The sequence below is a fragment of the Tenacibaculum sp. SM2510 genome (assembly GCF_057002845.1).
This window is the reverse complement of the sequence record NZ_CP192703.1, coordinates 2,481,839-2,504,800: the sequence shown is the minus strand read 5'-3', so window position 1 is coordinate 2,504,800 and position 22,962 is coordinate 2,481,839. Positions and strand designations below refer to the sequence as shown.

Here is a 22,962-nt window from a genome sequence, read left to right as displayed (position 1 = left end):
CATATTAACCTTATATTACTCTTTTAAAACATCTTACTAAAATGAAAACAAAATATTTATCTATAGTACTATTGTTTCTAATTTGTAGCTGTAATCAAAAAAAAGAGATTAGTTCTATAAATTCTGAAAATTGGTCAAAACGAACAGCCAATTTAAACACAAAAGATTCTCTTAATTTTGGTAAATCATACCTTTCTATTTACTCTCAAATTTACAGTAGCTCAGAACATAAAACTCATAACTTAACAGCAATGGTAAGTTTAAGAAATACAAGTGATTTAGACACTATTTATCTTTTAAGAGCCGAATATTATGATACACACGGAAAATCAATTAGAAGCTATTTTGATAATGCTATTTATTTAGCACCAATGGAAACCATAGAAATTATAATTGATGAAGTTGATGTATCTGGAGGAACAGGCTCTAATTTTATATTTGAATGGAAAACCCCAAAGAATTCTCCTGAACCTTTATTTGAAGGAATAATGAATTCAACTATGGGACAACAAGGCTTGTCTTTTACAACACGTGCCAAACGAATTAAATAACTATTAGTAAGTTTAATTTTTCAGCTTAGTTATTAAGAAACTAAGACCTTCCTAAGAATCATTAGCAATAATAACAATGCGATAGTACCTAAAAAGGGAAACAAAATATACGTTTAATAATGTATAAAAAAAGTGAAATTTCAAAACAGCACAATAAATACCATTTAAAAATGAACCCCCTAAATGGAGTAGAATAATGCTAAGTTTACCCTAATTAATTTTTAAATAATTTCGCTAGCTCTTGATGCAATTACCTAAAAACGTATACAGTAGAAAATTATAAATGTAAGGTTTAGAAGCTTCTTAAAACAAAAAAACCTTTCGGTTAGTTGCATTAACTCGACTTCTTAAAGACGTTAAAAAGAGTAAAGATACAAACAAGAATGTAGCCGAAAATCATTTCCGCCTACATTCTTTCATTCTAAATAGTTTTTTCTTATCCAATTAAAATGAAGCTACAATTCCATATTGAAAACAAATACGAACCTTTCTAGGTAGAACAATATCACCTTCAAAAGAAACTACATTCCCCTCTAATCTAAGGGTTCCCTTAAGGTTAATGTTTTCATGAGCATTATCTACTGGAATACTAATTATACCACTTGGAAATTCGTATTCCCATGTTATTAATGGCGATGCCCCATCATTTGGATCTGCTTTATACACCAATGCATTAATCTTAGTTTGTCCGTTTTTATTACTTGCATTAAATCTAATAGCAAGATTCACTTCGTTGTTTTGGGAACCACAATAGGTAGTCGATAATAATGACATATTTTATAATTTAATTTCTTACTCTATTTAAAATTGGCTTTTCAGATTACGCCTTTATAATCAAAAAAAGATAGTAGCTACTCAATCGAATAATTTATTTTTAATTACAACACAAAAGTGAGAAAACATTAAACTTAGTTTTGAGAAAATGTAATAAAGCTTAGGTTTTAATTCATAAGAAAGGTGATTGGGAGTACCAAAAAGGGATTAACAAAATATAAGCGTGATAATGATTTAGTGATTCAACTCATTTTTAATGCTAGCTAGAAATATTTGAGTTTTAAATTCCGTTAGCAAAACCTTAAAAAACAAAAACTCCCGAGTATTAATACTCGGGAGTTTTTGTTTAAAATTTCTATAACCTATTTATCTATTGATCCTAAAACACGTTTCATAAAATTATTTAACGCTTCTTTTTTAGGGATGCCTTCTTTAATCATTTTATCAACTTCAATAGCACCATACATATTAGATATTAACTCGCCAATAACATCTAATTCTTCATCCTTTAATGACGATACTTCAGTTAAGGCCTCTAATGTTTCAATCGTTTCTAATATATAGTCTTGGTCGTTTTCTTCAATAAAAGAAGTTAGGTGTTTTATAACTGGTAATTTCATAAGCTTTTCTGTTTTTTCAGGTCGAGCAAAGTCGATACCTTTTTTATAATACCAATACTTTGTGCAAGCTGATAAAGAAATTATATTACTTCGTTTACTAAATCCTTTAACACGTCAAACTTATTGGTTTGTGCTTGATTTACAAACTTACCATCTACAAATGTAGCAAAGGTTGGTAAATTACTTACATCTGCCAATTGCCTGCTTTCAGGAAATTTTTCTGCATCAACAATCACAAAGGTAATTACTTCATTTTCAGAAGCTAACTTCTTAAATTTTGGTTTCATTATGCGACAATTACCACACCAAGTTGCCGAAAATTGTACCGCTACTTTTTTATTGCTTGCTACTAAATCTGCTAAATTATCTTGATTTAATTCTTGTATCATATTTTTATTTTATTAGAAAGGAGGTTCGTGTATTTCATCCCCCAATTAGTACACGAACTTGTTCCTTTCATAGTATTACTAGTTTGCTGCTAAATATTCAGCAGTTCCTTTTGCATTTGGCTTCATTGCTGTTTTACCTTCTTCCCAGTTTGCAGGACATACTTCACCATTTTTTTGAACGTGAGTATATGCATCAATTAAACGTAAAAATTCATTTACATTACGACCTACTGGCATATGGTTAATTCCTTCATGAAAAACAGTTCCTTCTTCATCAATTAAATAAGTAGCTCTGTACGTTACATTATCTCCAACAACTTGTACTGTTTGAGTTGCTTCATCAAAAACCTCATCAGAAATATCTAAAATTCCTAAGATTGATGATAAATTACGGTTGCTATCTGCTAAAATTGGGTAAGTTACACCTTCAATTCCTCCGTTATCTTTAGATTGATTTAACCATGCAAAGTGAACTTCTGGAGTATCACAAGAGGCACCAATTACAATTGTATTTCTTTTTTCAAATTCTCCCAATGCAGCTTGAAAAGCGTGTAATTCGGTAGGACAAACAAAAGTAAAGTCTTTTGGATACCAGAATAACAATACTTTTTTCTTATTATTTACTGCTTCTTCTAAAACATTTATTTTGAACGTATCTCCCATTTCGTTCATTGCATCTACATTTAAATCTGGAAATTTTTTACCTACTGCTGTTGCCATTTTTATATTTTTTATTAATTATTATTCGTTTTTTACGAGTGCAAATATACCAAGCAAAACAAGTAGAACAGAAAAAATTTAATGCTAATTATTTATTTTTGTATCAATTTTATTTATACTTAATCAACCTAACTATTGATTCGTTTTATTTATAATTCTACTTCACTTTTAACACAAAAAAACTTAAAAGAGTTAATCATCGTTTTAAATACGTTAATTTAACAACCCTTATTCGACTATTTTTGGAGTAACTTAATTATACCTATGAGCAACTTAAAAAACAAAACAATTCCTGAAGAAATTTTAACAAAAGTAGCAAAAGCTCTTTCTTACTTTCCTTCATTAGAGAACATACCTATTACTTTTAAATTTAAAAAAGACATTAAAAAATCAACCATGCAAGCGCAACCTGAGTTTTTAAAAGTTTTATTCGATAAAAAACCTAGGCATTATGTTATTTATATCAGCGAAAAAATTAAAATATCTGGCGCAGAATTAAAAACAAGAGATATTCCTTATGATGTATTTGTTGGTTGGATTGGTCATGAACTTGGCCATATTATGGATTATGAAGAAATGAGTAATTCTCAATTAATATGGTTTGGTTTTAAATATATTTTACTTGAAAAACACATTATTAATGCCGAAAGAAAAGCGGATCATTTTGCTGTTCAACAAGGAATGGAGGACTATATTATGAAAACTAAAAACTTCATTTTAAATCACGCCGATATAACACAAACATATAAAAACAGAATAAAGCGCTATTATTTATCTCCTGAAGAAATTATGCAATTGGTTAATGATCGTAATAAGATTACATTAAAACCTTAAGCTTTTAGCTCCTCTTTTACAAAGGCTTCCCATTCTGCAAATTTTTCGCTTCCCATAACTCTTTCCATTTTTACCTGACCTCCTTTTTTCTTATTTCTCTCGCTCCAATTATGAAAAATAGCAGCAGGTATTATGTTTACTTTTACACCTTCTAGGGCTTTACTTCGTGCCACTTTATAATTTTTATTTGCTTCTTTTAAGAACGTATCTAATTTCTCGGCAACTAGCGTTTCATCTTCTTTTAAGTCTGTTCCGATATACCAAGTATGATAAAACTCATCATCCTTATGGCGTTTTGCACAAATAGTATATTCTGTTATTTGTGTATTAAACTGTTCTTCTAAATGTCTCATTCCTGCATCCATTTTATTAACAGATAATTGCGAGCCAACCGTGTTTAAGAAAAATTTAGTTCTTCCTGTAATTTTTATTTCTGCTCTCTTAATATCAGTAAATTCAATTGTATCACCTATAAGGTACCTCCATAAACCACTTACGGTACTTATAATTAAAACATAGTCTTGATTTAATTCTACATCTTTTAAAGTAACAGAAGGAGCATCATTTTTTAATGATCCGTCCGAAAGTATATATTCAGGTTTAAAAGGAACAAACTCAAAATAAATACCTTCATTGGTGTTTAACTGCATTGCATCAGTTCCGGGTCTTACTTGCGTTGCTATATACCCTTCGGATGCTAAATAAGTATCTATTACCGTAACTTCTTTTCCTAATAAAGCTCTAAAGCTTTTTTCATAAGGGCCAAACGCTACACCTCCTGAAGTATATACCTTAAGGTTTGGCCATATTTCGTGTATATTATTAAGGTTGTGATATGTTATTACTTTTTGCAACATTAATTCTATCCAAGAAGGTATTCCGCTTAAAGCACCGATATCCCATTTTTCGGCATCTTCAGCAATTTTTTGCACACGTGTATCCCAGTCACCTATTTTAGCAATATCTTCACCTGGTTTATAATAACTCTTAAACCAAAAAGGAATATTACTTGCAGTTATCCCGCTTATTTCACCCTCTTCTTTATCATCTTTTCGCTGATTTAAATCGGTAGAACTACCCAACATCATAATTTCTTTCTCAAAAAAATCAGAAGGTAAATCGAAATTTTTAAGGGCCAACACTTGTTTAATTCCAGATTGTTTTATCGCTTCTAACATTTCGTTAGTAACAGGTATCCTTTTACTTTCTGATCCTGTTGTACCTGAACTTAACGCAAAATAATCGGGACTATTCGGCCATGTTACATTTTCTTGTCCTTCATGCAACTTACACCACCACTTATTATTCATAGTGTCATAATCAAAATAAGGAACTTCTTTAGCAAACGGAATTGCTAATTGTGGTATTTTTAAAATATCTTCAAATTTATATTGCTTACCAAACTGTGTGTTTTTAGCTGTAGTTAATAAGTCATTTAAAACCTTTTCTTGATTTTCTATATGATTATCACTCTTTACTAATACGTTTGCTACATCAATAATTCCTTTTATAATACCTCCTAAAACTGCCATAAACCTTAATTTTAATCAAAAATAAGCAAGAAAAAGTATTAAACAGTATAAAAATAGCTATTGAGTTAACATTAATCTTTTATGAGTTAAACTTCACTTAATCTCTCAATTACCTTTGTAACATCAATAATTATTAACCTAAAAAAAGAAAAAATGAGTGATAATAAAAATATTTTTGGAGTATTAGTAGGAATGGCAGTTGGTGCCGGAATCGGTGTGTTATTTGCACCAGATAAAGGAAGTAAAACAAGGCAAAAAATAGCAGACGGCGCTGTTTCTGCAAAAGACACTATTGTTAGTGAAGCTACCCATATTAAGGATGAAGTTATTACCAAGACCGAATCTTTAAAAAACAATGTTTCTGATACTTTAAATACCAAAAGCAATACGTTAGAAGAAAAACTAGATACTATTATTACAGACGCTAGCTATAAGGCTGAGGACGTAATTTCAAATCTAGAGCAGCGTCTTAAAGTATTAAAAGCTAAGAATAAAAAACTACAAACAAAATAATGTCTGTTTTAAAATCTTTACATACCAATTCAGAAAAAGCGATCGAAAAAGGTGAAGAGTTTATAAAAAATTCTGAAAAATATTATAAACTAAAAATTTTTCAGGTTTTAACCTCTTCTCTTAGCATGATTTTTAATTTTGCTATTATAGGAATTTTTATACTAATTGCCTTTATCTTTTTAGCCGTTGCAATGTCTGCTGTTATCGGTAATTATTTAAACAATCCTTTTTTAGGATATATTTTAGTCGCATTACTTTTTTTTGCTTTTGGGCTTATTGCCTATTGGCTAAGAAACCGTATAGATAACTTTGTTATTAAAAGTTTATCTGAAAAATATTTTGATGATGAAGAAGCATTATAAAAACAGTCAGGAAATAACTACCGAATTAAAAAAACTACGTCTTAAACGTGATATTTCTATTGAAGAAATTAAGCTGATAAAAGAGCAGTTAAAAGAAGATTTATCAATTGCTAACTGGATAAAAACAATAGCGATTAATCTTGGTAAATTAGGTGTATATAATTTTGCTAAAAAAATAATGAAATAACATATTATATGTATATAGGAATTTTCTTTAACGAAAAAATACCTAGAAAATGTTTTAAAACATCTTTCTAGGTATTTATATTTAACCGTAGTTTTAATATACTTATTTACTTGCAAATAATTTTATATCATTTTCTGACACTTCTTTCTCTCCAAGAATTATTAAACGCTCTACTACATTGCGTAATTCTCTAATATTACCTGTCCAATCATATTCTTGTAACAGTTTAATGGCGCTTTTCGAAAACCTTTTTCTTGGCATTCCTTGTTCTGTTGATATTTTTTCAGAAAAGAAATCTACCAATAAAGGAATGTCATTTCTTCGATCGTTTAATGCGGGTACTTTTATTAAAATTACAGCTAAACGGTGGTATAAATCTTCTCGAAATCTTCCTTCAGCAATTTCGTCTTTTAAATCTTTATTGGTAGCTGCTACAATACGTACATTTACTTTTATATCTTTATCAGAACCTACACGCTGAATCTTATTTTCTTGTAAAGCACGCAATACTTTTGCTTGCGCTGATAAGCTCATATCACCAATTTCATCTAAGAAAATAGTTCCGCCATTTGCCGCTTCAAACTTCCCTGCTCTATCTTTATTTGCTCCCGTAAAAGATCCTTTTACATGACCAAACAACTCACTTTCTATTAATTCAGACGGAATCGCAGCACAGTTAACCTCAATCATTGCCCCTTTTACTCTGTCTGATTTTTCGTGTAACCAATGTGCCACCAACTCTTTTCCTGTTCCGTTTGGTCCAGTAATTAAAACGCGTGCATCAGTAGCTGCTACTTTTTCAATGATTTCTTTAATGTGAGTAATAGCATCACTCTCACCAATCATTTCGTAATTCTTGCTTACTTTCTTTTTTAATCGCTTGTTTTCTACAACCAATTCTTTTTTATCTAAAGCATTACGAACCGTATTTAATAAACGATTTAAATCTGGTGGCTTAGAAATATAATCAAAAGCTCCTAAACGCATCGTATTTACAGCGGTATCTAAATCTCCATGTCCAGAAATCATTACTATAGAAGTTTCTGGTTTTATTTTTTTAGCTTTTTCTAACACCTCAACACCATCCATTTTTGGCATTTTAATATCACATAAGACTAAATCGTAATCATTGTTTTTAATCATTTCAAATCCTGATAATCCGTCTTCAGCTTCTTCAACCTGATAAGCATCATTCTCTTCTGAAATAATTTTTTTTAATACCCTGCGAATTGCAGCTTCATCTTCTATTATTAATATTTTCGACATATGTATGTATTATCTTTTTAATAATTATTAAAATGCAAGAACCAAGCCACTATGCTTTCTTTTCAATAATATGAATATCTCTTTGAGGAAACGGAATTGAAATATTGTTTTCTCTAAACAATTCATCTATCTTAAAACGCATTTCACTCTTCGGTATTTGTGCCTGAAAACTATCATTTAATGTAAAAACAAGTTTAAAGTCTAAAGAACTGTCTCCAAAATTCTCAAAAAACACTACTGGCTCTGGATGACTAAAAACTTTTGGATGAGAAGTTGCTGCTGTTAATAATAATTTTTTAACCAACTGTACATCGCTTCCATAAGCTACACCTACTTTTACGCTTTCACGAGTTGTGGTTCCGTTTTGTGTCCAATTATATAAACTATTTGTTAAGTATTTATGATTAGGTATTACCAATACTTTATTATCAATCGTTACTGCTCTTGTGGTACGTAATTTTATTTCTTCTACCCTACCAACTTTGTCATCTAACTCTATAATATCACCCACATGAACACTTTTATCAAGAATGATAAAAACACCTGATATGATGTCTTGAAAAAAGGTTTGCAATGCTAAACCAATACCTATTAACAATGCTGATGATGCTACTAGTATTGCACTTAAATTAACTCCTGCAGAAGATAAACTTATTGAAAAAACAATCAGATAAAGAAGCCAACTTGCAAAAGAAAAGATTGTATCAAACTTATTTTCATCCTCCTTCTCTAACCTATTCTTTACAAACTTTTTAAAAGACTTAAGTATAAACCTTACTATTATAAAAGCTATAATTAACAATAAAATTGTTTTTACTGTTATATCTATTTGTTTTCCTCCTAAAGGAACTTTAAGGTTTAAAAAACTTGTAATCTCTTTTAATATATCTTTCATTTTAAAAAATTATTTAGCCGTTATAACGAATCCATTTCCATAAATCTCTATACGTTGGCTTCTTACCATACATTAAAATACCCACACGGTAAATTTTAGCAGCAAACCATACAATTACCATAAATGTAAGGATTAGAATTAACATTGATATTGCTATTTCCCACCAAGCTACTCCAAACGGAATACGCATTAACATTACAATTGGTGATGTAAAAGGAATGTATGAGAAAATTACGGATACAGGCCCGTGAGGATCGTTCATAACTGTTGCAAAACCAACATATACTCCTAAAACTAAAGGTAACATTATTGGCATCATAAATTGCTGAGTATCGGTTTCATTATCAACTGCTGCTCCTACTGCGGCAAATAATGAGCTATATAACATATAACCTCCTAAGAAATAGAAAATAAATAAGAAAAACATTTTTAACAAAGGCAACCTAAGTATTTCCTGAATAATCATTTCTCCTTTACTTCCTGCTGCTTTCTGCATAGCCTCCATTTGTTCTGCTGGCACTTTTGCTGTTTGCATTTCTACCATATCAACTCCAAAAACTGATGAAGCTACTAAACTAAATATCAACAATAAAATTCCCCAAATGAAAAACTGCAACAAACCTGCAGATGCATTACCTATAATTTTACCTAACATTAGCTGAAAAGGTTTTACTGACGAAACTATAATTTCTATAATTCTGCTTGTTTTTTCTTCAATAACACTTCGCATTACCGAAGTACCATAAATCATTACAAACATCATCAATAAATAACCTGCTAAGCCACCCATTGCAATTTTTAATCCGTTTATTAATTTAGATGATTTTTCGCCTGAGAAATTAAACATTTTTATGTCTGTCGACATTTTTGATGCTTTAATTTGTGCTAAATCAATTCCGAATCTTGTTAATTTTTCGTTTTGCAATGTTTTATCAACCTTGCTTTCTAAATTCCCCATGATTGACATACTAGGTGAATCTTTTGAGAAAAATTCAATTGAATTTGCCAACACTTCTAAACTATCTTGTTCGGGAATATATAGCGCACCATAATAATCGCCATCTTCTACCTTCTTTTTAGACGCTTCAATTCCTAAAGCTGTAAAATCTTCATATTTAACTGTTTTCGAATCTTTAAAGATATCTTTAGAAAATAATCCAGATTCATCTACATATACTATTTTCTTAACTTTTTCGTCATTTTTTTTCATCAAGAAAAAAACCAACGCTCCCATACCAATCATTAATAACGGACTTAAGAAAGTCATTATTATAAATGATTTATTTCTAACCTTGGCAATGAACTCACGTTCTATAATTAATCGTAATCTGCTCATCTCTTTTAACTGTTTTTATTTACTGCCTGAATAAAAATATCGTTGGCACTTGGTATTAATTCAACAAAATGCTGCACTTGTCCTTGGGTTGTTAAAAATGATAATAAATCATTTGCTGAATTACCATTGGTTAACTGCACATTTAATTTTAAACCGTCGTTTAACAACTTAAAGTCAGCTGGCAACACATTAAAACTCTCTTTTAGCTTCGTTTCAACCTCTTTGGGGTTTGCCGTATTTACTCCTACTTGAAAAGTATTTGTTCTAAACTCTTTTTTAATATCATCTAACTTACCGTCTAAAATCTTGTTAGATTTATCTATTAAAGCAATATAATCACACATTTCTTCTACAGACTCCATTCTGTGTGTAGAAAATATTATGGTTGCTCCTTCATCGCGAAGTTGTAAAATTTCTTTTGCTATTAATTGTGCATTAATCGGGTCGAAACCAGAAAAAGGCTCGTCAAAAATTAATAATTTAGGTTGGTGCAATACGGTTACTATAAACTGTATTTTTTGCGCCATTCCTTTAGAAAGCTCTTCAATTTTTTTATTCCACCAAGCACCAATATCGAATTTATCAAACCAATATTTCAATCGCTTTTTTGCTTCGGTTTTACTCAATCCTTTTAACTGTGCTAAATACAAAGCTTGCTCACCAACTTTCATCGACTTATATAAACCACGTTCTTCTGGCAAATAACCAATGTATTCTATATGATTGGGAGCTAGTTTTTCTCCATCTAAAATAATTTCACCACTATCAGGCATCGTAATTTGATTAATTATTCTAATCAAAGACGTTTTCCCTGCTCCGTTTGGCCCTAAAAGTCCGAAAACGCTTCCTTTAGGAATTTTCAATGACACATTATTCAACGCCGTATAATCACCGTAACGCTTTACTACATTATTAATTTCTAATAAATTATTCATCGATTTTATAGTTGATTAACTGCTGTTTGTCGAAAACCAGCAATGACAAACTTACATATTTTTATACTGATTAGTAACATCTTTAAAGCAAACGTTACACATTAACTCAGTGTTAAATTTACTATGCATGCATAACTTTTTTTAAAAATACTATGCATGCATAATAAATTTCTGTATCTTTGGCTTCACATGGATAAAAACAAATCGATAGATCATCAATTAAGAGCCACATGGCAGGCTGTTGCAAAAATGTACAATGAGCAGGCTGCAAAGCATGACAGTACGATGGCAACTGCTTTTGTTTTATTGAATATAGATTTTGAAAACGGTACACCTTCTACCGCTCTTGGCCCTTTAATGGGAATGGAACCTACAAGTCTTTCTCGTTTATTAAAAACAATGGAAGATAAAGGAGTTGTTTGCAGAGAAAAAAGTGCAACCGATGGAAGAAGTGTTATTATAAAACTGACAGATTACGGTAAGGAAATGCGCCAGATTTCAAAAGGTCATGTCTATCAATTTAACAACGAAGTACGAAAACATATTACTGAAGAAGAATTGAATTTATTTTTTAAAGTAACAACAACTATAAACAAACTTATTACAGAAAAGACGGTATATAGTGATGCCGATAAAAAAGCTGTATAAAAACAAACCTATAAACAAATGACAAGAAGAATTAAAAAAGTAGCAATCGTCGGTTCTGGAATTATGGGAAGCGGTATTGCTTGTCATTTTGCTAACATTGGCGTTGAAGTCTTACTATTAGACATCGTTCCTAGAGAACTTAACGACAAAGAAAAAGCAAAAGGACTTACGTTAGAAGACAAAGCTGTTCGTAATCGTTTGGTTAATGACGCTTTAACTGCTTCTTTAAAATCGAAGCCATCTCCTATTTATAAAAAAGAATTTGCAAGTAGAATTACTACTGGAAATTTAGAAGATGACATTGCTAAAGTTGCCGATGTAGATTGGATTATGGAAGTTGTTGTTGAGCGATTAGATATTAAAAAAATCGTTTTTGATAAATTAGAAAAATATCGTACTCCTGGCACTTTAATTACTTCTAATACTTCTGGAATTCCTATCAAATTTATGAATGAAGGAAGAAGTGAAGATTTTCAAAAGCATTTTGCGGTTACTCACTTTTTTAACCCTCCTCGTTATTTAAAATTATTTGAAGTTGTTCCTGGTCCAAACTGTAAGCCAGAAGTTACTGACTTCTTAATGGATTATGGTTCTAAATTTTTAGGAAAAACTTCAGTATTAGCTAAAGATACACCTGCTTTTATTGGTAACAGAATTGGAATCTTCGGAATTCAATCTTTATTTCATCAAGTAAAAGAATTAGGATTAACTGTTGAAGAAGTTGATAAATTAACCGGTCCGGTAATCGGCCGCCCAAAATCAGCAACTTTTAGAACTGTTGATGTTGTAGGTTTAGATACTTTAGTACATGTGGCTAACGGTATTTATGAAAACTGTCCTAACGACGAAGCGCACGAATTATTTAAACTTCCTGGTTTCATCAACACTATGATGGACAATAAATGGTTAGGAAGTAAAACAGGACAAGGTTTTTATAAGAAATCAGTAAACGCTGAAGGAAAAAAAGAAATTTTAACGTTAGATTTAGATACGATGGAATATCGTTCTAAAAAACGTGCTTCTTTTGCAACTTTAGAACTAACAAAAACTATAGATAAACCAATTGATCGTTTTAAAGTATTAGTTGGCGGAAAAGATAAAGCGGGTGAATTTTACCGCAAAAACTTCGCAGCAATGTTTGCGTATGTTCAAAATAGAATTCCAGAAATTTCTGACGAATTATATAAGATTGACGATGCTATGAAAGCTGGTTTCGGATGGGAAAATGGACCTTTCGAAATTTGGGATGCTGTTGGTGTAGAAAAAGGTATCGAATTAATGAAAGCTGAAGGAAAAGAGCCAGCTGCTTGGGTTACCGAAATGGTAGCAAAAGGAGAAACTTCTTTCTATACAGTTAAAGAAGGAGCTACTTACTTTTATGATGTTACTTCTAAAACACAAACTAAAAAACCAGGTCAGGATTCATTTATCATCTTAGACAACATTCGTAAAACTACCGAAGTATTTAAAAACTCGGGAGTTGTTATTGAAGATATAGGAAATGGTATCTTAAACTGTGAATTCCAATCTAAAATGAACACCATTGGTGGCGATGTTTTAGCTGGATTAAATAAAGCGATTGACTTAGCTGAAAAAGATTTTCAAGGATTAGTTGTTGGTAACCAAGGAGCAAATTTCTCGGTTGGAGCAAATATCGGAATGATTTTTATGATGGCTGTAGAGCAAGAATATGATGAGTTAAATATGGCTATCAAGTATTTTCAAGATACTATGATGCGTATGCGTTATTCTTCTATTCCAACAATTGCTGCACCTCACGGTATGTCTTTAGGTGGTGGATGTGAATTATCATTACACTCAGATAAAGTAGTTGCCGCTGCTGAAACCTATATGGGATTAGTAGAATTTGGTGTTGGAGTTATCCCTGGTGGTGGTGGTTCTAAAGAAATGGCATTACGTGCTTCAGATACTTTCCGTACAGGAGACGTTCAGTTAAACGTATTACAAGAGTATTTCTTAACTATTGGTATGGCTAAAGTAAGTACTTCTGCTTATGAAGCTTTCGATTTAGGATTATTAGAAAAAGGAAAAGATGTTGTGGTTGTAAACAGAGAACGTCAGATTGCTGAAGCTAAAAAGCATGCAGTATTAATGGCAGAAGCTGGTTATACACAACCTGCTGCTCGTAAAGATGTATTAGTTCTTGGTAAACAAGCATTGGGTGCATTTATGGTAGCAACAGATTCTATGCAAGCAAGTAATTTTATATCAGAACACGATCAAAAAATTGCAAATAAATTAGCCTACGTAATGGCTGGTGGAGATTTATCAGAACCAACAAAAGTTTCTGAACAGTATTTATTAAACCTAGAACGCGAAGCTTTCTTAAGTTTATGTTCAGAGCGCAAAACATTAGAGCGCATTCAACACATGTTAAAAACTGGTAAACCATTAAGAAACTAAGAAATATGAAAACAGCATATATAGTAAAAGGATATAGAACTGCCATAGCAAAGTCTAAAAGAGGTGCGTTCAGATTTAAAAGAGCTGATGAATTAGCCGCTGAAACTATCGAATATATGATGGAGCAGTTACCTGATTTTGACAAAAGTCGTATTGACGATGTTATTGTTGGTAATGCAATGCCAGAAGGTTCTCAAGGCTTAAACATGGCACGTTTAATCTCTTTAATGGGATTAAAAATTGAGGATGTTCCTGGAGTAACCGTTAACCGTTTTTGTTCTTCAGGAATAGAAACTATTAGTATGGCGGTTGCAAAAATTCAATCAGGAATGGCTGAATGTATTATTGCAGGTGGGGCTGAAAGTATGAGTTCTGTACCAATGACAGGATTTAAACCAGAATTAAACTACGATACAGTTGCGGCTGGTCATGCGGATTATTACTGGGGTATGGGAAATACTGCAGAAGAAGTTGCTAAGAAGTACAACGTTTCTCGTAAAGACCAAGATGAGTTTGCTTTACAATCTCATTTAAAAGCATTAAAGGCACAAGAAGAGAATCGTTTTCAAGATCAAATTGTTCCTATTAAAGTTGAAGAAACGTATGTAGATGCAAACGGAAAACGTGCCACAAGAGAATATACAGTAACTAAAGATGAAGGGCCTCGTAAAGGATCTAACATTGCAGGTTTAGAACGTTTAAAGCCAGTATTTGCTACTAACGGAAGCGTTACTGCTGGTAACTCATCTCAAACTAGTGATGGTGCTGCATTTTTAATGGTTATGAGTGAAGATATGGTGAAGGAATTAAACTTAAAACCAATTGCTCGTATGGTAAGTTATGCTGTTGCAGGAGTACCTCCTCGAATTATGGGAATCGGACCAGTTGCTGCAATTCCAAAAGCATTAAAGCAAGCAGGGTTAAAACAAGAAGATATTAGCTTAATTGAATTGAACGAAGCATTTGCTTCACAATCATTAGCTGTAATAAGAGAATTAGGATTAGATGCAGACATCATTAATGTAAATGGTGGAGCGATTGCATTAGGACACCCATTAGGATGTACTGGAGCAAAACTATCTGTTCAATTATTCGATGAAATGCGTAAGCGTAACATGCAAGGAAAATACGGAATGGTAACAATGTGTGTAGGTACCGGTCAAGGTGCTGCAGGTATTTTCGAATTCTTAAACTAACAACAAAAAAAACAAAAAATGGCAGATTTATTAAGAGGAGGTCAATTCCTTGTAAAAGAAACAAAATGTGAAGATATATTCACACCAGAAGATTTTTCTGAAGAGCAAGTAATGATGAAAGAAGCGGTTAAAGAATTTAACGACCGTGAGATTATTCCTCATAAAGAACGTTTCGAAAAGAAAGATTATGCTTTAACCGAAGAAACTATGCGTAAAGCTGGTGAATTAGGTTTCTTAGGTGTATCTGTTCCTGAAGCTTATGGCGGATTAGGAATGGGATTTGTTTCTACCATGTTAACTTGTGATTATATCTCAAGTGGTACAGGTTCTTTTAGTACTGCTTTTGGTGCGCATACAGGTATTGGTACTATGCCAATTACTTTATACGGTACCGAAGAACAAAAACAAAAATTTGTTCCTGCTTTAGCAATGGGTGAGCGTTTTGGTGCTTATTGTTTAACGGAGCCAGGTGCTGGATCGGATGCTAACTCTGGTAAAACTACTGCTGAGTTAACTGAAGACGGAAAAAACTATAAGATTAACGGTCAAAAAATGTGGATTTCGAATGCAGGTTTTGCTGAGATTTTTATTGTTTTTGCTCGTATCGGTGATGATAAAAATATTACTGGATTCATTTTAGAATATGATAAAGCAAACCCTAACGGAGTAACTTTAGGTGAAGAAGAACACAAATTAGGTATTCGTGCATCTTCTACGCGTCAAGTATTCTTTAGTGATACTTTAGTACCAGTTGAAAACATGTTATCTGTTCGTGGTGGTGGATTTAAAATAGCAATGAATGCATTAAATGTAGGTCGTATTAAATTAGCTGCGGCTTGTTTAGATTCTCAAAGAAGAGTAATCACTTACGCTACACAATATGCTACAGAACGTAAACAATTTAAAACTCCTATTGCAGATTTCGGCGCGATTAAGTTAAAGTTAGCTGAAATGGCAACAAATGCTTACGTAGGTGAATCTGCATCATACAGAGCGGCTAAAAATATTGAAGACAGAATTTCTATGCGTGAAGCAGAAGGAAGCAGTCATCAAGAAGCTGAATTAAAAGGTGTTGAAGAGTACGCTATTGAATGTTCTATCTTAAAAGTTGCTGTTTCTGAAGATGTACAAGCTTGTGCTGATGAAGGAATTCAGATTTTTGGAGGAATGGGATTCTCAGAAGAAACTCCAATGGAGTCTGCTTGGAGAGATGCTCGTATTGCTCGTATTTACGAAGGAACTAACGAAATTAACAGACTACTTTCTGTTGGTATGTTAGTTAAAAAGGCAATGAAAGGTCATGTTGATTTATTAGGGCCAGCAACAGCTGTTGGTAACGAATTATTAGGTATTCCTTCTTTTGATACTCCAGATTACTCAGAGTTATTTGCTGAAGAAAAAGAAATCATCGCTAAACTTAAAAAAGTATTCTTAATGGTTGCCGGTGGTGCCATTCAAAAATACGGCCCTGAATTAGAGGAACACCAGCAATTGTTAACTGCAGCTTCAAATATTTTAATTGAAGTTTACATGGCTGAATCTGCTATTTTAAGAACTGAAAAGAATGTAAAACGTTCTGGTGAAGCTTCTCAAAAAGAACAAATTGCTATGTCTCAGTTATATTTATACAACGCTGTAGAAATCATTATTAAAAATGCAAAAGAAGGTATTATATCTTTTGCTGAAGGTGATGAGCAACGCATGATGTTAATGGGTCTTAAGCGTTTTACAAAATACGCAAACTACCCTAACGTAGTTGAGTTGCGTAAAACAATTGCAGAAAAATTAAAAGCAGAAAACAAGTACTGCTTCTAATCCTCTAAGAGGAATTAGGTAATAATATATTTAGTGATTAACAAAAATTATTAGATTAACAATTTGTTTTCTAGTTATAAAAGCTAATTACTGATTTAAAATCTTCTATAACTTTATAGGTTTTAGAATTTAGTTGTTTGTTTAAAGATCGTCAAATTAATTTTTGACGGTCTTTTTTTTTTAAATATTATATATCAAAAAACTATACCACACTCAATTCTAAAACACTTAATAATGTAATCCAATAAATTTTTAGTTACTAACCTCTTACATAGCAATAAAAGTCTTAAAAGAACTTATCATTATATAACTATGATAATTGTAAGTAAACTATTCTTATTTGACTACTTAAGAATAACTACGTTAATTAGCAGTAAACAAAGCCCAACAAAACGCGTTGCAATATTTTTAAAAAAATCTAATTAACGTATATTGCAACCTATTTAAAAGTGAACATTATGCAAGAGAATAAAATATTAAACTATATTAAAGATGTGCTTAAAAATATGCCAACAGGTTGGTTAAATATTACTACACATCGATTAGATATTTACAATGAAGAACTAGCTAAAACAGATTTTTTAGAGAAATTTGAAACTTTATATGTTAATAATAATTCTGAATCAAAAGCACTTGATCATTTACCTACTGCATATGATTATATTCGCTTAGGACACCCGTTATCTTGTGTTTTAGAATGGGGAATTGCCAATTTGAACAACCTTAAATCAGAAAACGTGATTAGTTTTGATTCTAAAACTGTTCCTGTTCTAGCAATCTTAAGAAAAAATTTATTAGAAAATAAAAACACTCAAATAGTTTATAAAGGTGAATTACCTGACTGTTTTGATATTGAAACTATTCAGCATGTTTATGGCTATAAATTTGAATTAAAGCAAGTTAAAGAAATAGTAGAAATTTCTGAATTTAATGGTAGTACAATATTCATTTCTCAACAAGATGAAATTGGTTTACTTAACTTAAATACTGCTATTGATTTTTTCATCAATATTCATTCTCAAATAGGAAGTGTTTTAGTTATAAACGGTGAGAAGAACGAAAGTTATACTTCAGATATCCAGCATGTAAGAAGAAGAGAAACTGTTGCTATGACACCTAGTAATTCTCTTATGGCCTTAAAAGCTTTAACTAACAAAACATCCATTGAAAATGAAAAAATTGATAGTTCAAATAAAACGAGTGTCTTAAATTCTATTAAAAAAATTACTGGAGCAAATACAAAACCTTTAGTAGCATCAAGTGGATTATCTATTCAGTATGCTATTTTAATGGGACTGATACATGATGCTTTAGAGAAACATAGCGGAAAAGATATAAAAATAATTGTACCACCTAATTGTTATGGAGGAACAAACGACCAAGCAAGGCGTGTTGCTACTTGTATTAAAAATGTTGAAATTGTAGATTTACCGGTAGATGGTGATAATGATATGGTACAGAGTATTGAAATCGTATTAGCTAAAATCGCTAGTCAAGATGCTATTCCGTATATTATTGCTGAAATACCTACAAACCCTAGAGTTGAAGTTCCTAACCTTATACAGTTAAAAGAAGTTTTAAGCAAAAAACGTACAACTTCTTCTGGAGAAACAGCCATTGATCCTGTTTTTATTTTAGATCAAACATTTTGTCCGAATGTTCATTTTTTAGGTGAAAATGAAATTCTATCAACTGTAAGAACAATTTCTTTTGCTAGTGGATCTAAATTTCCTAGCGGAGGTCAATGTACTGCTGGCTATTGTATTGGTAACCAAAAAACAACTGCATTGATCGATAAAATAGAAATGCATTTAAATCTTTGCGATAATGAAGCTACAGAGTTTCAGTATGAAATATTAGCAAAGCAAATGCCTTCTATGAATCAACGAATTATAGATGCTTATAAAAACACCCGTGAATTTGTAACCTTTATTCAGAAGGTTTTACCTGCTGCTAAAATTAATTTTGTATCAGAAGAATTAGCTGAACAAGGCTTTACTCCTTCTGTTTTTTCTTTAGATCTTCCTACAAAAGGAAATTCTGATGAAGAAAGAGAAACCTACAAGAGAGCTTTAAATTTAAAGTTAATCAGTTTAATGATTACTGAGATTCCGCATGAAAGTAAATACTGTGTAAGTTACGGACAATTAAAAGGTTGTTATTGGACAATACCTGCAACATCTACGCAAGGAACCACTAAAGAAGGTGACAAAGATTACATTGCTCGTGTATCTCTTTCTCCTGACATGGATCTTGATCGTCATAAAAAAGTGTTTTTAGATTTTGTAAAAAACATCTAGTTAAAAACTTCTTGCCATGAATATAAATGCCGAATTTAAAACTATAGAAAATTATTTTTCTCCTAAAATAATATCTGAAGTTAATGATCAATATGTAAAATTAGCGAAGATTAAAGGAGAAGATATTCCTTGGCATAATCATAAGAACGAAGATGAACTTTTTTATATTTCTGAAGGTTCTTTGTTAATGGAAATTGAGAATGAGCCTAGTTTTACAATGAACAAAGGAGATTTATTTGTTGTTAAAAAAGGTGTAAATCATCGAGTTTCAGCAAAAAAAGAATGTTTGATTATGCTTATTGAAAGTAAAACAACCAAACATACAGGAACTACAGAGTCGACTATTACAAAATCAATAGAAGAACAAAAATATTAATCATAAAAAAAAGCTTCCAAATTTGGAAGCTTTTTTATTTATTCAATAGTAACTTAGTTACTTATTTTAAAGCACCTAAATAACGCTCAGCATCTAAAGCTGCCATACAACCTGATCCTGCTGCTGTAACTGCCTGACGGTATTCTTTATCTTGAATGTCACCTGCTGCAAAAACTCCTGGTAAATTTGTCTTCGTAGATTTTCCTTTAGTTATTAAATACCCAACCTCATCCATATCTAAAACACCTTTAAATAAATCAGAATTTGGTTTGTGTCCAATCGCTATAAAAGCTCCTGTAACAGCTATTTCTTTTTTATCTTTTGTTTGATTGTTTACAACACGAACACCTTCTACAACATCTTTTCCTAAAACCTCATCTAATTCAGTATTGTATAATACTTCAATATTTGCTGTCTTGTCTACACGATGTTGCATTGCTTTAGAAGCTCTCATAAAATCTTTACGCACTAACATCGTAACTTTTTTACAAATATTAGCCAAATACGTTGCTTCTTCAGCAGCGGTATCTCCGGCCCCAACAACCACAACATCTTGTCCTTTATAGAAAAAACCATCACAAGTAGCACAAGCCGAAACTCCACCACCTATTAAACGTTGTTCACTTTCTAATCCTAAATATTTAGCTGTTGCTCCTGTTGAAATAATTATTGTTTCAGCTTCTATCTCAATAGTTTCATCAACAATAACTTTATGAATACCTCCTACTTTAGTACTTAAATCAACTTTAGTAACCATTCCAAAACGAACATCTGTACCAAAACGTTCAGCTTGTTTTTGTAAATCGTTCATCATTGCTGTTCCGTCAGTTCCGTTTGGATATCCTGGGTAATTATCTACTTCGGTAGTTGTTGTTAACTGCCCTCCCATTTGCATACCTGTATACATAATAGGTTTCATATCTGCTCTTGCAGCGTATATTGCAGCACTATATCCTGCTGGTCCTGAACCAATAATCAAACATTTAATTTTTTCTGCCATCGTTTTAATTTTTTTGGAATTACAAATGTAATTTTTTTTTAGCGCTATTATCTTTTTTTAATATATATTTTGATTATTAGGCGATAAACTAAAGCTATATTCTTTTCTGAAAATTTTTATTGTTTTTTGTTTCAAGTACATATATATTACATATATTTGCACCCCGATAACTATTCGGGGTGTAGCGTAGCCCGGTCATCGCGCCTCGTTTGGGACGAGGAGGTCGCAGGTTCGAATCCTGCCACCCCGACTAAATGTAACATCAATTACAACTAAAACCTTGTTAATCACATGATTAACAAGGTTTTTTGGTTTTTAGGCAACCATATAAATTGATATTATATGAACTAATTCGGTTCACAATTCGGTTAACACTTTTAAATTCGAAAAAGTGCTAACCGAACAAATACCTAAATACCTGTTTTTAAGACAGTTGAATTGACTTTCATTTTAATTAAATGTTTAATTCAAAGACGACAATTATGCAATCAAAGACCACATTTACCCTATCCTTTTGGATAAATGTCACTAGAGCTAAAAATGAGTATTTTGCTGTTTACGCCAGAATAACAGTAAACGGTAAACGCGCTAACATCAGTTTAAAGTGAAAAATTAAGAATTTCAGAATGGGATTCTAACAAAGTAAAAGGTACCAAGGAAGAGACAAGAACAATTAATGAATATTTAAATCAGGTTCATAAAGGAATTATTCAATCTAAAAATGAACTAACACTTGAGAATATACCTATAACTTCTCAAGCTATTAAATCTTGATAGTTAAGATAAGTATCTATATTATTTGTTAGATAACTTACTAATAAACATGAGGTGAAAATTAAACGAGATTCTAACCATATTAGTAACAGTAAAAAAGAGGTTATGAAAATTCTATAAAATGAAAACCAATCTACAATACTATATTTTAGTTGTAAAAAAGTTTTATTGGTAATTTATTTTATAAGCTATTTTTATAATGACTCTTTGTATTTCTTTAGTATTTGTTTTAAACTGTCTAAATATTCTTCCATAAGATCTATAGTCATATTTGGGTTTTCTACTGTAGGTATTGTAAGTGGAGTTTCATCTAAAACAGCATACAATTCTGGGTAATTAGCCTCTATATTACTTATTATTTTTAGTATTTGAGTAACTTTGTTTTGGAAAGTTTTCATAGTGTTTTGTAATTAATTTATACAGGTCGTTTTCAAATAATTCTTGCTTCTTTTTAATTAATAATGTATAAAACTTTTTAATAGCCCATTTTTTATGTTCAACTATAATTATAACCATATTTTCTAAAATAACTTTTGAAGTTATTTCTGGAGGTTCTGTTAGAAACCTTTCAGTTAAAACTACATTTTTCGGAGAAGTTAATTTCTCTTTCATTTTGCCATCAACATTAATGATTATCTCTTTATAAGTATAATATACAATATGTTTTCCCAGAAGTATTTATGTATCCAAAATAAGAAATAATCTCTTCTTTTTTATAATGATACATCTGTTATTGCTAAAAACAGGAAAGGATGCTTCTTTCATTTTTGTAATAAATAAATCTGCCCTAAAATCAGTTACAAGGTTGCCTTCTGTATTTATAAACCCCATTGATCGTCTTTTTTAACCTCATAAAAACCTTCGTTGAAAGGAGAAATATAATCGAAAGTTTCTGTTGTTTGAGAAAATCCCAAAATGGAAATTAGAAATATTAAAATAAATAGTATGTTGATTCTTTAAATAACAACATTATTTAAAAAAATTTACTACAAAAATAAAAAGGTTTGTGTTACTGTAAAATGACGCTCATCATACAAAAATTCTTTTAAGAAACATTGGAAGTTCCTGAAGAAAAAATTTCCAGTAAGAAAGTAAAAATTATAATTTTTATCATTCTAAATTTTTATATATCGTAATCGTAATTCGATTGTTATTACCGACACCGAACTAAAACTCATAGCAAAAGCTGCAATCATTGGCGAAAGTAATAATCAAAATATAGGATATAATAAACCCGTTGCAATTGGAACTCCTAAAACATTATAAACGAATACAAAAAAGAGATTTTGTTGAATATTTTTTACACCTTATGGCTTAATTTTTTAAATACCCTGTAAAATGCCTTTCGCCAATGTTATTGAGGCACTTTCTATAGCAACATCTGTTCCTGTTCACATGGCAATACCAAAATGGCTGATAATTATAGGCTCTAAATTTATCAATATATTGAATTTAGAAATATTAGATATGACGTACATCATTTTATAGAGGAGAACTTCCTTTTACATTTGCACA

24 protein-coding genes, 1 tRNA gene and 1 pseudogene are annotated in these 22,962 nt (G+C 31.2%); 13 read left to right on the top strand and 13 right to left on the bottom strand.

The annotated features are described in order from the left end of the window. Positions 1–41: 41 nt before the first annotated feature. Positions 42–551, top strand: coding sequence for a DUF3124 domain-containing protein (locus ACQ629_RS11365; RefSeq protein ID WP_483705028.1), 510 nt, complete (start codon positions 42–44; stop codon positions 549–551). Positions 552–995: 444 nt separating this feature from the next. On the opposite strand, the gene ACQ629_RS11360 is transcribed toward ACQ629_RS11365, so the two are convergent. The 4 genes from ACQ629_RS11360 to ACQ629_RS11345 all read right to left on the bottom strand — a co-directional run bounded on the left by ACQ629_RS11360 (position 996) and on the right by ACQ629_RS11345 (position 3,054). After that, on the bottom strand, positions 996–1,325 hold the full coding sequence (locus ACQ629_RS11360; protein WP_483705026.1) for a hypothetical protein: 330 nt from the start codon (positions 1,323–1,325) through the stop codon (positions 996–998). 362 nt (positions 1,326–1,687) lie between these two features. Beyond that, positions 1,688–1,945, bottom strand: a complete 258-nt coding sequence (locus ACQ629_RS11355) for a DUF6952 family protein (RefSeq protein ID WP_483705024.1) — start codon at positions 1,943–1,945, stop codon at positions 1,688–1,690. A gap of 80 nt (positions 1,946–2,025) precedes the next feature. Then, complete coding sequence (locus ACQ629_RS11350; protein WP_483705022.1) at positions 2,026–2,334, bottom strand: thioredoxin family protein; 309 nt, start codon at positions 2,332–2,334, stop codon at positions 2,026–2,028. Positions 2,335–2,412: 78 nt separating this feature from the next. Continuing rightward, positions 2,413–3,054: a peroxiredoxin gene (locus ACQ629_RS11345; protein ID WP_483705020.1), complete on the bottom strand. Its 642-nt coding sequence runs from the start codon at positions 3,052–3,054 to the stop codon at positions 2,413–2,415. Positions 3,055–3,318: 264 nt separating this feature from the next. Between ACQ629_RS11345 and ACQ629_RS11340 the strand changes: the two genes are divergently transcribed. Beyond that, a complete protein-coding gene (locus ACQ629_RS11340) occupies positions 3,319–3,888 on the top strand; it encodes a hypothetical protein (protein ID WP_483705018.1) in 570 nt (189 codons plus the stop codon). On the opposite strand, the gene ACQ629_RS11335 is transcribed toward ACQ629_RS11340, so the two are convergent. Continuing rightward, on the bottom strand, positions 3,885–5,420 hold the full coding sequence (locus ACQ629_RS11335; RefSeq protein WP_483705016.1) for a GH3 family acyl-acid amido synthetase: 1,536 nt from the start codon (positions 5,418–5,420) through the stop codon (positions 3,885–3,887). The genes ACQ629_RS11340 and ACQ629_RS11335 overlap by 4 nt on opposite strands. Before the next feature lie 153 nt (positions 5,421–5,573). Here ACQ629_RS11335 and ACQ629_RS11330 point away from each other — a divergent pair, with 153 nt between their 5' ends. The 3 genes from ACQ629_RS11330 to ACQ629_RS11320 are packed head-to-tail and all read left to right on the top strand — an operon-like array spanning position 5,574 to position 6,482. Then, the gene (locus ACQ629_RS11330) at positions 5,574–5,933 is read left to right on the top strand and encodes a YtxH domain-containing protein (RefSeq protein WP_483705014.1); all 360 of its coding nucleotides are present in this window, start codon (positions 5,574–5,576) and stop codon (positions 5,931–5,933) included. Then, complete coding sequence (locus ACQ629_RS11325; RefSeq protein WP_483705012.1) at positions 5,933–6,295, top strand: hypothetical protein; 363 nt, start codon at positions 5,933–5,935, stop codon at positions 6,293–6,295. Before ACQ629_RS11330 ends, ACQ629_RS11325 begins: the two co-directional genes overlap by 1 nt. Continuing rightward, positions 6,279–6,482: a hypothetical protein gene (locus tag ACQ629_RS11320; protein ID WP_483705010.1), complete on the top strand. Its 204-nt coding sequence runs from the start codon at positions 6,279–6,281 to the stop codon at positions 6,480–6,482. Before ACQ629_RS11325 ends, ACQ629_RS11320 begins: the two co-directional genes overlap by 17 nt. Positions 6,483–6,584: 102 nt before the next feature. Here the strand turns inward: ACQ629_RS11320 and ACQ629_RS11315 are convergent, their stop codons facing one another. Genes ACQ629_RS11315 through ACQ629_RS11300 form a run of 4 tightly spaced genes read right to left on the bottom strand, consistent with a single transcriptional unit; the run spans position 6,585 to position 10,914 of the window. After that, positions 6,585–7,748: a sigma-54-dependent transcriptional regulator gene (locus ACQ629_RS11315; RefSeq protein ID WP_483705008.1), complete on the bottom strand. Its 1,164-nt coding sequence runs from the start codon at positions 7,746–7,748 to the stop codon at positions 6,585–6,587. 49 nt (positions 7,749–7,797) lie between these two features. Further along, positions 7,798–8,643 (bottom strand): mechanosensitive ion channel family protein, encoded by an 846-nt coding sequence (locus tag ACQ629_RS11310; RefSeq protein WP_483705006.1) that lies wholly within the window; start codon positions 8,641–8,643, stop codon positions 7,798–7,800. Positions 8,644–8,656: 13 nt separating this feature from the next. After that, positions 8,657–9,979: an ABC transporter permease gene (locus tag ACQ629_RS11305; RefSeq protein ID WP_483705004.1), complete on the bottom strand. Its 1,323-nt coding sequence runs from the start codon at positions 9,977–9,979 to the stop codon at positions 8,657–8,659. Positions 9,980–9,984: 5 nt separating this feature from the next. Beyond that, positions 9,985–10,914 carry an ABC transporter ATP-binding protein gene (locus ACQ629_RS11300; protein WP_483705002.1) on the bottom strand — a complete coding sequence of 310 codons (930 nt, stop codon included), beginning with the start codon at positions 10,912–10,914 and terminating at the stop codon, positions 9,985–9,987. Positions 10,915–11,103: 189 nt separating this feature from the next. Between ACQ629_RS11300 and ACQ629_RS11295 the strand changes: the two genes are divergently transcribed. From ACQ629_RS11295 to ACQ629_RS11270, 6 genes are all read left to right on the top strand, one after another. Next, positions 11,104–11,562: a MarR family winged helix-turn-helix transcriptional regulator gene (locus ACQ629_RS11295; protein ID WP_483707221.1), complete on the top strand. Its 459-nt coding sequence runs from the start codon at positions 11,104–11,106 to the stop codon at positions 11,560–11,562. An 18-nt stretch (positions 11,563–11,580) separates the two neighbouring features. Continuing rightward, positions 11,581–13,986, top strand: a complete 2,406-nt coding sequence (locus ACQ629_RS11290) for a 3-hydroxyacyl-CoA dehydrogenase/enoyl-CoA hydratase family protein (RefSeq protein ID WP_483705000.1) — start codon at positions 11,581–11,583, stop codon at positions 13,984–13,986. Positions 13,987–13,991: 5 nt separating this feature from the next. Next, positions 13,992–15,182, top strand: a complete 1,191-nt coding sequence (locus ACQ629_RS11285; protein WP_483704998.1) for an acetyl-CoA C-acyltransferase — start codon at positions 13,992–13,994, stop codon at positions 15,180–15,182. A gap of 18 nt (positions 15,183–15,200) precedes the next feature. Further along, positions 15,201–16,997 carry an acyl-CoA dehydrogenase family protein gene (locus ACQ629_RS11280; protein ID WP_483704996.1) on the top strand — a complete coding sequence of 599 codons (1,797 nt, stop codon included), beginning with the start codon at positions 15,201–15,203 and terminating at the stop codon, positions 16,995–16,997. Between the two features lie 458 nt (positions 16,998–17,455). Beyond that, on the top strand, positions 17,456–19,297 hold the full coding sequence (locus tag ACQ629_RS11275) for a PLP-dependent aminotransferase family protein (protein WP_483704994.1): 1,842 nt from the start codon (positions 17,456–17,458) through the stop codon (positions 19,295–19,297). Positions 19,298–19,313: 16 nt separating this feature from the next. After that, on the top strand, positions 19,314–19,673 hold the full coding sequence (locus tag ACQ629_RS11270; RefSeq protein WP_483704992.1) for a cupin domain-containing protein: 360 nt from the start codon (positions 19,314–19,316) through the stop codon (positions 19,671–19,673). A gap of 61 nt (positions 19,674–19,734) precedes the next feature. On the opposite strand, the gene trxB is transcribed toward ACQ629_RS11270, so the two are convergent. Beyond that, on the bottom strand, positions 19,735–20,673 hold the full coding sequence (gene trxB / locus ACQ629_RS11265; protein ID WP_483704990.1) for a thioredoxin-disulfide reductase: 939 nt from the start codon (positions 20,671–20,673) through the stop codon (positions 19,735–19,737). 175 nt (positions 20,674–20,848) lie between these two features. Here trxB and ACQ629_RS11260 point away from each other — a divergent pair. Next, positions 20,849–20,923, top strand: a tRNA-Pro gene (locus ACQ629_RS11260). Positions 20,924–21,641: 718 nt separating this feature from the next. Here the strand turns inward: ACQ629_RS11260 and ACQ629_RS11255 are convergent. The 3 genes and pseudogenes from ACQ629_RS11255 to ACQ629_RS11245 form a co-directional block, all read right to left on the bottom strand. Next, positions 21,642–21,845 carry a hypothetical protein gene (locus tag ACQ629_RS11255; protein WP_483704988.1) on the bottom strand — a complete coding sequence of 68 codons (204 nt, stop codon included), beginning with the start codon at positions 21,843–21,845 and terminating at the stop codon, positions 21,642–21,644. A gap of 420 nt (positions 21,846–22,265) precedes the next feature. Beyond that, positions 22,266–22,361, bottom strand: a complete 96-nt coding sequence (locus ACQ629_RS11250; protein WP_483704986.1) for a WG repeat-containing protein — start codon at positions 22,359–22,361, stop codon at positions 22,266–22,268. 201 nt (positions 22,362–22,562) lie between these two features. Then, positions 22,563–22,838, bottom strand: a pseudogene (locus tag ACQ629_RS11245) (ATPase); the annotation flags it as partial. Between ACQ629_RS11245 and ACQ629_RS11240 the strand changes: the two are divergent. Then, positions 22,786–22,935, top strand: a complete 150-nt coding sequence (locus ACQ629_RS11240) for a hypothetical protein (RefSeq protein ID WP_483704984.1) — start codon at positions 22,786–22,788, stop codon at positions 22,933–22,935. The pseudogene ACQ629_RS11245 and the gene ACQ629_RS11240 overlap by 53 nt on opposite strands. Positions 22,936–22,962: the final 27 nt, after the last annotated feature.